The sequence below is a fragment of the Thiomicrorhabdus cannonii genome (genome assembly GCF_013391695.1).
Classification (GTDB): Bacteria; Pseudomonadota; Gammaproteobacteria; order Thiomicrospirales; family Thiomicrospiraceae; genus Thiomicrorhabdus; species Thiomicrorhabdus cannonii.
This window is the reverse complement of record NZ_JACBGH010000003.1, coordinates 1-13,620: the sequence shown is the minus strand read 5'-3', so window position 1 is coordinate 13,620 and position 13,620 is coordinate 1. Positions and strand designations below refer to the sequence as shown.

Below are 13,620 nucleotides of genomic sequence, written 5' to 3'. Positions count from 1 at the left end.
TATTTTAGGGGTGCCAAACCCCGCCAGCTTCAAGGATGCAGCCGATGCAACAACGCTCATTCAAACAGATCATGCGGCGGCAGATTTACTCGGCGATTGCCATCGGCCTGCTGTTGAGCAGCCTGCTGACGCTGCTGCCGAGTTATTTTATTTTCCAGGCGAATATCCATGCCGAGGCCGAACGCCTCGAGTCATTCAGCTACGCCGAGATCGACCAACATCTGGCTACCGGCTGGCAGCCGCATAATATCGAACTGATTCTGACCCACCTCAACCATCAGCTTCCTGCCGCACAGTTCTTTTTGCAGAAAGCCCCTGATTTTCAGCGCCAAAACGAAACCAAACTGCACGGTCAGGCGGCAACAGCATCCATCGACGGCCCGCTTGAACAGCTGATTAATCAGGCGGAGAAGCAGCGGAGCAAACAGGTGCAGGCCACCTTCCTCGACAACCAGATCTATCTGGCGTACCCGATTTTCTTTAAAGAGAGCTGTCTGAGTTGCCATGCAAAGGCCGCTGAGAAAGGAGAGATTTTTGCCGGAAAACTGGCGGGCACCATCGCCATGCAAGCGCCGATTTCGTCGAGTTTTGTGTCAGCATCTTCGATGTTTCTGTTTTTTCTGATCTTTTTGCTGCTGTTTATTGTGATTGGCGTGACCTTGACCAACCGTTTTTTTCAGAACCAACTGATCTCGCCGCTACAGGCACTCAGCCAACGCATCGGCCATCTCAAACTGAGCACGCAAAACCAGCAGATAAACTGGCAACGCCAGCCCCAGCAAGTCATCGAGATTGACCAAATCGACGCCAAAATCAGCGAACATATCCGCACCCTTCAGGGGATTTACCAGAAACTCGACGAACTCGTCGTCACCGAACAGGAAACCGGCCTGTTCCACCGCGAGCGTTTCCATGAAGTGATGCACAATGAAATCCTGCGCAGCCAGCGCTATCATCACCCTTTTTCAATTATCGTCTTGAAATTGGTGCATACCACGGCGCTTGAAAAAACCGCCGAACTGGCGGCAGCAGAGAAGAAGTCGGCCGAAGCGGTCGCTTTCAGCAGACTCCTGATAGACGACACCCGCTTGACGGATCTGGTGTTCCGCATCAGCGAGAATCTTTTCATCATCGTCGCACCGGAAGCCGACGCCTCCGGCGTGCTGGCTCTGCAAAACGCACTTAGCCAGCGCATCCACGCCAGCCATTTGCAAGACGGGCTGCGTTACGCCTTTGATTTCCAGATGGGCTACGCTACCCTCGGCGTGGATGGCGACACCAGCAAGCAGATGGTCCAAACGGCCACGGCACGCATGCAGGCCGACGCACAGCGCCATGCGGAAACGGTCTAGCGGATCAGCGCGCGCTCTTATCCTTCTTTTCCAGCTGCATAATCGCCTGCTTGTAGGTTAAAGCCGCCTGGCGCTCCTCGCCCTCCGCCTCATAACATTGCGCCAACGCATGAAAGGTTTCGATTTCGGGGCGCAACGCCAGACTCTGTTTCAGGTAGTTCTGGCCTCGCGCCCACAACTGGCTGCGGCAAGCCAAACGTCCCAGCGTCAGCAACAACACCGGATTCTCCGCCTGCATTTTCAGCCAGGGCTCCGCCTTTTTAAGGCGCTCAAAGGCCGGGCCAATGGTCAAACGCCCGTACTGATACACCAGACGGTCGTTCCACTGTTTTTTGAGGCTCTTCTCAATCCACTGTTCCAGACCAACCTCCTGCTGCCAGCCCAAACGCTGCTCAACATATTCGGCCAGAATCTCCGGTATCAATTTCTGACGTGCATCCAGTTGCTGCCACAAAGCATCCAGCGCGTCTTCATTCAGCGCCGCCGCCAATTTGCCGGCCCACAGTGCGATTTCAAACTCGGCGTATTCGTCACGCTCCATCGCACGGCGTGATTTCAGGGCCGGCATCAACGCCTCCAACGCCTCCCAGTGCGCCAGCTTGCGCAACAAACGGGCGTATTCCATCAGCACCGTAGACTGCTTGGGATGCTGTTCATACAGGGTTTGCAGAATCGTCAAGGCCACATCCGGCTGCTGCTCCATCAGCAGCCGCGCTTCCACCAGACCGATGGTCACATACTCCTGCGGATATTCGGCGCGCGCCTGAATCAAATATTGGTCGCGGCGCTCATAGGCTTTTTGGTTATCGGCCATTTTGGCGGCGCTCAAATAATGCACCAATCCCGCTTCGCTGTGTTTCGCGCTGCGGATCAGCTGGCGCTCAGCACGCTGCCAGTCGCCGTATTCCAAGGCGATCATGCCGCGCGCCATGGCGTTTTCCGCCTTGCTGTAACGGCGCAGACGACGGCGATGACGCCAGGTGTGCGGCAACCGCCATAGCGTCAGCAACAGTCGCACCAGCACATAACTGAGGATAAACGCCACCACGGCGCTGGCGAGCACGAAACTCAAACTGGTTTCCAGCATCCAATCGCCCCACACCATCGACACATGACCGTTGTCATGCAGCATGACGCTGGCGAGCAGCGTGCTTAATCCCAAGACCAACGCTAAGACAATGACTTGTTTCATAATTTCCCTAGAACCTGCTTGAATGGATGGCGGCGCATTTACAGACCCGCAGCGATCAGCAACGGCTGACGCCCTGTGATATCCGCGGCACGCACCTCGTCCAATACGGCCTTAAAGGCCCCATGCTGTGCAGCAAAATACTGTGCTATCAACTGCTCCATCTCATTGGCGGCGTTTTGGGCGTCGGCTTTCGCGCCGCTTTGCAAGGCCCACTGCAACCTTTCCGTCCAGAGCTGCAAGCGCTGCAGCAATACATCATGTTGCCACAGACGATCCACCTGGCTTAACGTCTGTTCGTCTTCGCGTTTTTTAACGCTGACCAAACCGGAAAGCTTGTGCAGCAGCATCTGCCAGGTCGTTTCAGCTTCAGCTTGCGGCTGCGCTTGAGAAGTCTCCACCGCGGCCTTGGGCTGCGGTAACTGCTGAATCATGCGCTGCAAGTCGGCAATCCAACGCTGCTGCTGGCGGCTAAACTGCTGCAACCGGGCGTCATACTGCGTCAAGGCCGTCAAATCCTGACCGATTTTGCGCGCCAGCTCCGTCTTGTCGGCCGTCTCGCTGACGCCCAACGCCTGCTCCAACGCCAGCAGCTGGTTTTGTACCTGCTGCACATCACCGTGCATCAGCCACTGCGCATTGATCTCAATACGCCACGCATTAAGCTGTTGCTCGCTCAGCGGCTGAGGCGTCGTTTGCGGCGTAGCGGACTGGCTTTGCTGGGTCTCTTTCAAGGCAAACAGATTGGCCAGTTTGTCGCCGATCCGGGTGATTTCACTTTGCAATTTCTGCTCCAACTGCTGCAAAGCCGCACCGGCCTCTTCGCCTGACGGCAAAGCCTCGCCGGCCTGCTGCGCCTGTTGTCCTATTTGCTGACCCAACGTCTGCCATTTCTGCTGCAACTGCTGGCCGAAATCATCCAACTGTTTTTCGAGCTGCTGCTGGGTCACTTCAAGCTGCTGCTGCCAGCTGTTCTGCATGGCCTCCAGATCGCCTTTGCTGACCAAAGGCTGGTTTTGCGGCTGTTGCAGGGCGGCGGCCAACTTCTCGTCGATCTGGGCCGTCAGCTGCTGCTCCAGCGTTTGCTTCTGCTGCTCCATGCGCGCCACCAGCAATTGGTTGGTTTCATGCAGCTGCGCCACCTGGCTTTGCAGTTGATTGATATGCTCCACCTGCCAATCGGTATCCGGGCGGGTATACAGCAGCACCAGAATCACACCGGCAGCGGCACCGCCCCATGTGAGGGTTTTGATCCAGCCAATCGGCAGCTTGCGTTTTTCCTGCTGCTCGCCGCCGGGCTTGTCTTGCGGTTTGTGGTCGACGCGGTTATGGGCGCGACGGCGCGCATTGGCTTGGGCCTGCGCATCCAATTCCGCATCCGTCAGATTTTCCGCTTCGTCCTGCACCACTTCACCGTCGATTACACGGCGTTCCGCTTTGGGGGTCACCGGTTCCGTCATGACTGTTTCCTCTTGCTTGTCTCTGCCGCAAACCACTGCGGCCAATGCTGTTGAATGCAGGCGATAATGCCGGCATCGCTCTGGGTATCCACCACCTGAATATCGCCTTGCCAACCCTGTGCTTCGGCCCAATCGGCAATGCGTGCGCTAAAGGTCACCAAAGGCTGCTGCAAAAGCCACGCAGACCCGGCCTGTTGAGTTTGTTTTGCGCCATTTTCGGCCATGCTCAACGCACTCAAAAGCGCCTGCAAACCGGCCACGCTGCTCGCCAAAACCAGCGGATGGCGGCTTTGCCTGAAGTTTTGCCAGGTTTCCGCACATAATTCACAGGGAACGCGCTGATACACCTCCCAGGCTTCAACCTCCGCACCGCGCTGCTGCAAGGTCTCGGCGATCAGTTCGCGGCCGTTCTGCCCTTTGATCAGCAGCACCTTCTTGCCCTGCAAGCGTTGCAAATCCGGATGCGCCAGCAAGGCTTCGCTGTCGAAGCGGTGGGCATCGGCGCTGTGCAGCTTCCAGCGCAGGGTTTCCGCCGCTTTAAGGGTGGCGCGACCAATCGCAAAACAGGTCTGGCGAGCGCCTGGCTGCCAAACCCGTTCGGCCCGCTGCAACGCGGTTTGCAAACCCTGCACCGCATTGGCGCTGATAAAAATGAGCGTGTCAAACTCCGCCAACTGCGCGAGCTTTTCGGCGGCAACGCCTTGAAACGCCACTTTCAGGGTGGGACAGGGCAAGGCTGCGCCGCCAGCCGCCTGCGCCAGGGCTTGCAAGCCGGCCGCCTGATGCGCCGGACGGGTATTCAGCAGCGTAAAAGCAGGAAGGTCGGCCATCTATGCGGCTGCTTAATGCGCGTGACCGTTGGCGTAAACCTCCGCCAGAATCGCCGCCGCACCCTGCGCCAGCAGGTCTTCGGCCAGCTTCACGCCGAGTGTTTCGGCCTCATCGCGCGTGCCGCTGATGCTCGCCTTCAGCAGCGTCGAGCCGTCCAGACTGCCGACCAAGCCGCGCATCGACAGGGTCTCGCCGTCCAATTCGGCAAACACCCCGATCGGCACCTGGCAACCGCCTTCCAGACGGTGGTTCATGGCACGTTCCGCGCGGGTACGGATTTCGGTCTCTTCGTGGTTCAAGACGCGGATAATCGCCAGCGTCTCTTCGTCTTTGGCAAAATATTCGATGCCCAGCGTACCTTGCGTCACCGCCGGCAAACACTGCTCCGGCGCGATTTCGTGGCGGATGCGGTCATCCAGCCCCAAACGCTGCAAGCCGGAAGTCGCCAGGACAATGGCGTCATATTCGCCGGCGTCCAGTTTACCCAAACGCGTACCGACGTTACCGCGCAGATCGCGCACATCCAGATCGGGACGCAGCGCCATCAACTGGGCTTTGCGGCGCAGGCTGGAGGTACCCAAAACCGCACCCTGCGGCAGGTCTTCAAAACGCGCATAGGTATTGGAAACAAACGCGTCCGTCGGCGCATGGCGCTCCAGAATCGCGCCCAGCGCAAAGCCTTCCGGCAGTTCCATCGGCACGTCCTTCATGGAGTGTACGGCAATATCGGCCTCACCCGCCATCATGCGGTCTTCGAGCTCTTTGGTAAACAGCCCCTTGCCGCCGATTTTAGCCAAAGGCACATCCAGAATCTTGTCGCCCTTGGTGGACATGGGCAGCAGTTCGATTTGCAGATCGGGATAGGCTTGTTGCAGTTGGGCTTTAACAAATTCGGCTTGCCAAAGGGCGAGAGGGCTTTTACGCGTGGCGATACGCAGGGTTTTCTTCATAACGTTTTCCAGAGGATTTCTAAGATTTCTGCGGCGGCAACAGGCACCGCCGATTTAGGGTCAGATTTTAAAGTGTTATCGCCATTTTACTAAAACAGGGGCAAAGTTTTAGTTAAAATAAGCAGTTAAACGCGCAATCCCGCCAATTTTGAGCTGGGCTTGCCGCCTCGCCCTTGGCGTGAACCGCCAAGCACGATTGGCGATTTCAGCTGAAGGATGACTATGGCAATCTCAACAGGCCGGGTACCGGGCACATACAACCGATTGAACGCTAGCTTCCAGCGCTTGGCGATGCTGTTCGCGGCGCTGTTTTGGAGCCTGGCGGCCTACGCGCAGAGCGACCGCCCAAGTGGTGTCCACGGCAGCTTCCAGGAGTTGCAGGATTGCCAGCTTCTGGGGCAGGAATCGCGGGCGAAAAAGCTGCCGATAGTGTTGATGTTCGGCGCGCAGTGGTGCGAGTTCTGCCAGACGCTGAGCGAGCAGGTGTTTGCGCCCATGGCCTTGGGCGGCATGTACGAAGGCAAGGCGATGCTGCTGCGCCATGTCGGAATCGACGAGCCGGGATCTATCCCCGGCTTTGACGGCAAACCGCTCAACAAGGCCAAGTGGGCTTATGAACTCGGTGCCGATTTGACGCCGACCACGCTGTTTCTGGATGGCCAGGGACGTGAAATCGCGCCGCGCATCGTGGGCATTTCCAATATCGAACTGTTTACCGGGCTGATACACCGCAATCTGAATATCGCCTATGCAAAGCTCGGCAATCCGCTGCGTCTGCCGGCCACGCCGGAACTGTATGAGCAGCAGCTCAAGGCGCAAACCGCCAGTCAGCCTGCCGACAAGCCATAATGGAAGCCATAATAGGCGGCAGACCCGGCCTGCTGAGTTTTTTGGAACACATTTTTAGCAACCCAGATTTGAACGCAAACTTGAGATTTTTATGAGCAACAACCAACACAACCAGGAAAAACTCTCCAGCGCACGCTTCAGTGAAGCCACCGATGCGTTTGTGGAGGAGTTCACCGCCTCCATCCAGTTCGACAAGCGCATGTACAAACAGGACATTCAGGGTTCCATCGCGCACGCCAAAATGCTCACCAAAGTGGGCATTCTGAACGAACAGGAACTGCAGGATATTATCGACGGCTTGGGTAAAATCCAGGCCGACATCGAAGCCGGCAAGGTGGCATGGTCGATCAAGCAGGAAGATATTCACATGAATATCGAATCGCGCCTCACCGACCTGATCGGGATCACCGGCAAAAAACTGCACACCGGCCGCTCGCGTAACGACCAGGTGGCCACCGACATCCGTCTCTACCTGCGTGACGAGATCGATCTGATCAGCGCCGAACTGAAGCGTTTGCAGCAGGGCCTGGTGATGCTGGCGGAGCGCGAAGCGGACACGATTATGCCCGGCTTTACCCATTTGCAGACCGCCCAGCCGGTGACCTTCGGCCACCACATGCTGGCGTGGTTCGAGATGTTGAAGCGCGACGTGGAACGTCTGCAGGATTGCCGCAAGCGCGTCAACACCCTGCCGCTCGGTTCGGCCGCCCTGGCCGGCACCACCTACCCGATCGACCGTTTCTACACGGCAGAACTATTGGGCTTTGACCGCATCAGCGAGAACTCGCTGGATGGCGTGTCAGACCGCGATTTCGCCATCGAATTCACCGCGTTTGCGGCAACGTTGATGATGCATCTGTCGCGCTTCTCGGAAGAGCTGGTGCTGTGGTCATCGGCGCAATTCCAGTTCATCGACCTGCCGGACCGTTTCTGCACCGGCTCGTCGATTATGCCGCAAAAGAAAAACCCCGACGTGCCCGAACTGGTGCGCGGCAAAAGCGGGCGTGTTTACGGCCATCTGATGAGCCTGCTGACGCTGATGAAATCGCAGCCGCTGGCGTATAACAAGGACAATCAGGAAGACAAAGAGCCTCTGTTCGACACGGTGGACACCGTCAAAGGCAGTTTGCGTGCCTTTGCCGATATGATGCCGGCGCTGATGGTCAAACGCGACGTGACCTACGAGGCGGCGAAACGCGGCTTCTCCACCGCGACCGACCTGGCGGACTACCTGGTGCGCAACAAAGGCTTGGCCTTCCGCGACTCGCACGAAGTCGTCGGTTTGGCGGTGGCGCATGGTGTCAAAACCGGACAGGATTTGTCGGAAATGTCGCTGGAAACGCTGCAAAGTTTCTGCGAGCAGATCACCGACGATGTCTTTGAAGTGCTCACACTGGAAGGCTCGGTCGCGGCACGCGACCATATCGGCGGGACCGCACCCAATCAGGTACGCGCCGCCGTGGAACGCGCCAAGGCGTATCTCACGACCTAACCGTCCGTACCGCGCACTACAAAAAACAAAAGCCCCGTCTGGCAGATGCCAAACGGGGCTTTTTGTTGCTCAAAAACCGCTTAGCTCGGCAGTCCGGGCTGTTCTGCCTGCTGCTTGGACAGCTTTTCCGTTTCACCGCTCAGGTCGGCAAAGGAGATAACCTTGTTGCGGCCGGTCTCTTTGGCGTTGTAGAGCGCCTGATCGGCATAGTGCAGCAACGCCATCTCATCCTCGACCTCGGTCTGCGGATAGGAGACATAACCGATACTGACGGTGAAACGCACCTCTTTATCCTGCACGCGCAGAATGGAGTCTTCCGCCAGGCGACGGATACGCTCCGCCGCATTCCAGCAGTTATGCTCGGAAGCCCCCGGCAGAATCACCAAGAACTCCTCTCCGCCGTAGCGCGCCAGCACATCCCCCTCTCGCAAGGTGTGCAGAATGGATTTGGAGACATTCACAATCGCCTTGTCGCCCACCAAGTGGCCGTAAGTGTCGTTAATGTTCTTGAAGTGGTCGATATCGATCATCAGCACGCCTAAAGGCGCTTCATTGCGCTGGATGCGCTTGAACTCTTCCTTGAGACGCTTCAGGCCGAAACGGCGGTTATAGACATTGGTCAGGCCGTCCAATGCGGCGAGACGTTGCAGACTTTCGTGCGCGATGGCGTTATTGAGCGCCAAGCCCATGCCCTGGCGGAACATCTGGATCATGTTCAGCGACTGTTCGTTGATATGCACCGGCGAGGCCAGCACAAACACGCCCAGATTACGCTGTTTGAACAGCACCGGCACAATCACCACTTCCTGCGGACGGAACTTGGTTAAGAGTCCGTCCACCTGAATGTTTTCCGGCAGGGTAATGCGTTCGATACGGTGCCCGTCCATCGCCTTGAGCAGGTAATCGTGCTGCGCGAGCTGCTTGGCGTTGACGATGCCCTGCGCATAAATGAGCTTCATCTCGCCCTCGTGCTCGATATACAAACCGCCGGCACTGCACACCGTGTGTTCGATAAGCAGGCGGATCGCCTCGTTTGAAAGCGCCTCCAGCTCCAGATTGGACGACAACGCCTTGGAAAAGTTGGTATAGACGTATTCGACTTCGTGGGCGTTTTGCAGGGCTTTGACCATCTCGTTGAAAGCGCGGGCGCTGTCGCCGAATTCGTCGTCGGAAACCGCCTCGATAAAACAGCTGTTGCCCATGCAATGCGCTTCGGACTCCTGATAGGTTTTGTGGTTGACCGAGGTTTTGATCATCGCCATACGTTCGGCCAGCTCTTTCAGATGCGGACGCACCACAAAATGCACCAGCCCGAAGTTCATCACGCCCATCAACAGACCTGCCATCAAGGACGCGCCGAAAAACAGCGGCGTCAGCACATACTCGGCAGGCACGCCGAGCACAATCATAAACGGCGGGAAAATCACGCCCAACAGCACACCGAGGGTCATCATCCAGATCAACTGGTCGGTAAAAATTTTGCGTGTAATCCTGGGCATATGCATTTGCATGGTGCGTCTCTCTTGAAATGAATTAGTCTTCCAACTGAATAACCGAGCGAACTTTCTGGCCGTTATAGGTGAAACTGTTAAGCGCCGCCAAGTCGACCAGACAGGCCATGCCGACCACCTGATAGCCGACTTTTTCGCATAACGCGGCGGCAGCCCCCATTGACCCGCCGGTGGCAATCAAATCGTCAAACAGCACGATACGGCTGCCGTCGCCTTTTTGCATCTCCAGCGTATCGCTGCCGTACTCCAAACCGTAATCGATTGAGGCGAATACATTCGGCAATTTGCCGGGTTTGCGCACTTTGATAAAGCCCTTGTTGTGCTTGTAGGCCAACGCCGCGGCAAAAATAAAGCCGCGCGATTCGATCCCGGCCAAACAGTCGATCTGCGCCCACTCTGCGTCGCTGAACAGCGCACTCATGGCGTCGATGGTTTCGACAAAATGGCTTTTCAACAGAGGGGAAATATCGCTGAAAAGAATGCCGGGTTTCGGAAAATCGGTAACAGAATCCAAGTATTGCGCTAAAGGATGTTGGGACATAACAGCTTCCTACCTTACGTAAGCGCGCTGGCGCGCTTAAAAGTGAAAACCATTATTCTAACAATTTGCTTGGAAAGACAATGAATTTTACTGATTACGAGATAAGTAAATACCATTAACACATTAGAGAACACTTAAGCGTTTTGGTCAGCCTACCCGGCCTGTTGAGTTTTTTCAAACCCGATTTTTGCCATTCTTTAGGTATGCTGCAACGCCGCTTTCTGCCAGCTTGCCAATACTGTCTGGGCGGGTTTGTAGCCATAGTGCGCCGCCAATTTCATCCAGGAAAGGGCTTGGAGCGGATCGGCAGGCACCGCCGCACCCTCATGCAACGCCAGGGCCACTTTGTACTGCGCCTGCAAATGCCCGCGTTGCGCGGCAAAAAGAGTTAAATCGAAGGCCTTGCGGGGGTTGGGTTTTAACGCTTGTCCGGTTTCGTACATACACGCCAATTCAAATGCGGCCTGCGGATGGCCTTGCTGATAGGCCGAATGAAACAGATGGGCCGCCATCTCTTCGCAGGCCTCTACCGGAAAACCTTGCAGATAAAGCCGGGCCAGTTCGGCTTCGGCCAGAACATACTCTTTAAAGGCGCCGTTTTCATAAAGATTGAAGGCGGTCGTTAAATCGCCTTGCGATTCCAGCAGGCGGGCACGCTGGTAGAGTGCATTGGGATAGTGTTCGTCAGCCAATGCCAGCAGACAGTTGTCGGGAAACCCCTTGATTGTTTTGGGCGCTTGCTTGCGCACCCATTTTGGCGTTTTGAAGTCCTTGGTCCACTGTTTAAGTTCTGCCAGACTGGGGCGCCTTTTAGGGTCTTTCTGCGTCATCCATTCAAGCAGATAACGGATGTAAACCGGCAGCTTCTCGGGTTTGCGGATGGAGTGATGGGTATGCGCCCACATTTGCGCGAAAGCGTCGTTGATTTTCTCGAGACGGTAAATGTGCTTGCCCGTCAGCGCATAATACAGCGTGCAACCCAGCTGGTAGATATCACCTTTGGCATCAAATTGTCCGTGCAGCCGTTCCGGCGGCGTATAACGGTTATCATCCGGCAAACAGGCCGATTCATAACCGCTCAGCGCCGGTATCGCCTGGCGCCAGTCCATCAGGTAAAAACGCCGCTTGGAGACCCAAATGCGTCCCGGCTCAATGGCGGTATGCACAAACCCGACCTGATGCACTTTTTCGAGGACGGCTATCATGTCTTGCAGCAAACGCAGCCAGGACTTTTCCGTTAAAGCGCCCTTTTTGGCAACCTGCTGTTTGAGTGTGCGTTTGGCTTTCAAGTCAAAGAATTGCAGATAATGAAAATCCACTTTGCGGATTTCGTTGAAACGCGCAAAGTTTTCAAATTGGTCCAAATAGTGCAGCAGATCCTTTTCCCGCTTAATGGCATAGTGATTCTGCAGGTCGTCCAATACCTGAATGACTTGCTGATGCGAGCCATCGGGACGCTGTTGCTGGGCTGCATACAACGCCACCGAAGAACCTTTGCGCAACGGCCTGACCTCGCATAAATCGCTCTGTTGCTCCAGCAGGGCTAATACCGGATCTGCCATATTTCCTCCATGCTTCACTAGGCTTCCACCAATAAAAAAGGCACCATAAAGATGCCTTTAAAGGTGCCTTTTGATTGTAACTCAATAATCAGTTACTCTCATAGTCGACTTTTAGGTCGTCTATTTCGTCCACATCAGATGGCTGGTCTTCCAAATAAACTGTCGTCAATACACTAGATCCCTGATCAAACCCGTCAGAATCTATGTCCACTTTAACATCATCAGGGACACCATCCGAATCACTATCAGCCCCCACTCGTGTCAGTTGCATGTAATCTTCCAATGTTTCTGCCGTGACTTCACTATCGCTGTCAATCACATCACTGACTTCCAATACATCCTGTTCGGTATCATAATTGGTAATGGTGACGTCACTGCCTTCATCATCCAAATCAAATACATCCTGAACATCCGTCGTGCCGTGATAGACATATCCAACCTCCTCGTCGCCACCATAAAGGTTGACCGTGACATAGGAGGAAGCAGATTCATCATCGTCCGACACGGAATACGGGAATGTCATCGACACATCTTCATCAACCGCCAGCGTTGTCATAGTGTCAAAACTTAGCTGATAAGGACGCTCCGTTGCATCGTCAGCACTAAAGACCACTTTATCGATATAGACTGCACCATCCAAATCCGCTGTGCTAATTGTCAATGTGGCTTGTCCATCCACATTCAACGTTTGAAACTCAGAAGAATGAATTTCATTACCGTCCGCATCAACACCGTAAATCATGTAGGTAGCAGTGGCGTTTTTATCGGCTTGTGCATCCAAGGTAACCGTTAAACTCTGAATACCCGAAGGCATATAGTCATAAGTATTACCACCCTGTACAAATGAACCGCTATCCGCCGAGAAATCAATTGTCAAAGCCTCACCGGCATCAATAAAGGTGTTATCTGCACCCATAATACTACTATTGGTATTTACCGCATCTTGATCGCTATCCGCCGTGGCTTTAGCGGTTGCAATCAGTTCACCGCTATCGTCAAATAGCGCAAAACCATAAGCTTCACCACTCCCACCGTGAACACTACCAAAATCGATTGGATCGGTAGTCGTATATCCCGCCATCATGCTGGCTTGTTGATCAAAGGTAAAACTAGGCTGATCACCGTCTAAACTGACGGATAAAGTGAATACTGGATCAGGATTACCCTCCACTGTACCAACCAACGTATCAGGCGAATCGCCATAAGTGACCGTTACCAACTTGCCGTTTGAATACAATTCATTACTGCCTGTCGAAGTCCACGCAAAAATGTTTTCACTATCACCCGACAATATAATCGGCATGGCCGAATCAACGAGATCTCCCGCAAGATTATCTGAGTGAATCACAATGGGTTCTGCTTCTGGAGAATCGTTCACTGAATTGACTGTTAAATTCACTGTCGCACTGTCAGTTCCACCATTACCGTCGCTCACTGTGTAGGTGAAACTATCATCCCCAAAGTAATTAGAATCAGGCTTATAAGTGAACGTACCATTCCCATTATCCACAACCTCACCATGTAAAGGCTGCGTAAATCCGGTAATCACCAACGTATCTTGGTCAATGTCCGTATCGTTGCTTAACAGTGACGCTGCGCTGATTTCCAACGCAATATCTTCATCGGTGCTGTACGCATCATCTAACGCAACCGGCGGGTCGTTTTGCGGATTGACAGTTATACTTACCGTTGCAGTATCCGTTCCGCCTTGGCCGTCGGTGATGGTGTAGGTGAAGCTGTCAGGACCGTTGTAATTGGCAACCGGTGTGTAGGTGACGGTGCCGTCGCCTTCAATCACAACATTACCGTGCGCAGGTTGAGTCACGCTTTGTACTGTGATGGTATCACCGTCCAAATCGCTGTCATTGGCCAGTACGTCAATA

The 13,620-nt window shown here is 54.8% G+C and carries 11 protein-coding genes; 3 read left to right on the top strand and 8 right to left on the bottom strand.

Annotated elements, in window-relative coordinates; all coding sequences use genetic code 11:
- The first annotated feature begins 44 nt into the window (after nt 1–44).
- Nucleotides 45–1,352, top strand: coding sequence for a diguanylate cyclase domain-containing protein (locus HZ297_RS04590; RefSeq protein WP_178861827.1), 1,308 nt, complete (start codon nt 45–47; stop codon nt 1,350–1,352).
- 4 nt (nt 1,353–1,356) lie between these two features.
- Here HZ297_RS04590 and HZ297_RS04585 read toward each other — a convergent pair whose 3' ends face one another.
- The 4 genes from HZ297_RS04585 to hemC are packed head-to-tail and all read right to left on the bottom strand — an operon-like array spanning nt 1,357 to nt 5,782.
- Nucleotides 1,357–2,544: a heme biosynthesis HemY N-terminal domain-containing protein gene (locus HZ297_RS04585; protein ID WP_178861826.1), complete on the bottom strand. Its 1,188-nt coding sequence runs from the start codon at nt 2,542–2,544 to the stop codon at nt 1,357–1,359.
- 38 nt (nt 2,545–2,582) lie between these two features.
- Nucleotides 2,583–4,001, bottom strand: coding sequence for a hypothetical protein (locus HZ297_RS04580; protein WP_178861825.1), 1,419 nt, complete (start codon nt 3,999–4,001; stop codon nt 2,583–2,585).
- Complete coding sequence (locus tag HZ297_RS04575) at nt 3,998–4,831, bottom strand: uroporphyrinogen-III synthase (RefSeq protein WP_178861824.1); 834 nt, start codon at nt 4,829–4,831, stop codon at nt 3,998–4,000. Before HZ297_RS04575 ends, HZ297_RS04580 begins: the two co-directional genes overlap by 4 nt.
- Nucleotides 4,832–4,843: 12 nt before the next feature.
- Entirely contained in the window at nt 4,844–5,782 is a 939-nt protein-coding gene (gene hemC, locus HZ297_RS04570; RefSeq protein ID WP_178861823.1) for a hydroxymethylbilane synthase, read from the bottom strand.
- Between the two features lie 222 nt (nt 5,783–6,004).
- On the opposite strand from hemC, the gene HZ297_RS04565 reads away from it, so the two are divergent.
- Together HZ297_RS04565 and argH are read left to right on the top strand one after the other, a co-directional pair.
- Nucleotides 6,005–6,631 carry a thioredoxin family protein gene (locus tag HZ297_RS04565; RefSeq protein ID WP_178861822.1) on the top strand — a complete coding sequence of 209 codons (627 nt, stop codon included), beginning with the start codon at nt 6,005–6,007 and terminating at the stop codon, nt 6,629–6,631.
- Nucleotides 6,632–6,722: 91 nt separating this feature from the next.
- Nucleotides 6,723–8,123, top strand: a complete 1,401-nt coding sequence (argH, locus tag HZ297_RS04560) for an argininosuccinate lyase (RefSeq protein WP_178861821.1) — start codon at nt 6,723–6,725, stop codon at nt 8,121–8,123.
- Nucleotides 8,124–8,203: 80 nt separating this feature from the next.
- Here argH and HZ297_RS04555 read toward each other — a convergent pair whose 3' ends face one another.
- The 4 genes from HZ297_RS04555 to HZ297_RS04540 form a co-directional block, all read right to left on the bottom strand.
- On the bottom strand, nt 8,204–9,634 hold the full coding sequence (locus HZ297_RS04555; RefSeq protein WP_178861820.1) for a GGDEF domain-containing protein: 1,431 nt from the start codon (nt 9,632–9,634) through the stop codon (nt 8,204–8,206).
- Nucleotides 9,635–9,656: 22 nt separating this feature from the next.
- A complete protein-coding gene (locus tag HZ297_RS04550) occupies nt 9,657–10,175 on the bottom strand; it encodes an adenine phosphoribosyltransferase (RefSeq protein ID WP_178861819.1) in 519 nt (172 codons plus the stop codon).
- A gap of 197 nt (nt 10,176–10,372) precedes the next feature.
- Entirely contained in the window at nt 10,373–11,737 is a 1,365-nt protein-coding gene (locus HZ297_RS04545) for a Sel1-like repeat-containing protein kinase family protein (protein WP_178861818.1), read from the bottom strand.
- A gap of 88 nt (nt 11,738–11,825) precedes the next feature.
- Nucleotides 11,826–13,620, bottom strand: a 1,795-nt coding sequence (locus tag HZ297_RS04540; protein ID WP_178861817.1) for a cadherin-like domain-containing protein, incomplete at its 5' end; no start/stop codon positions are given.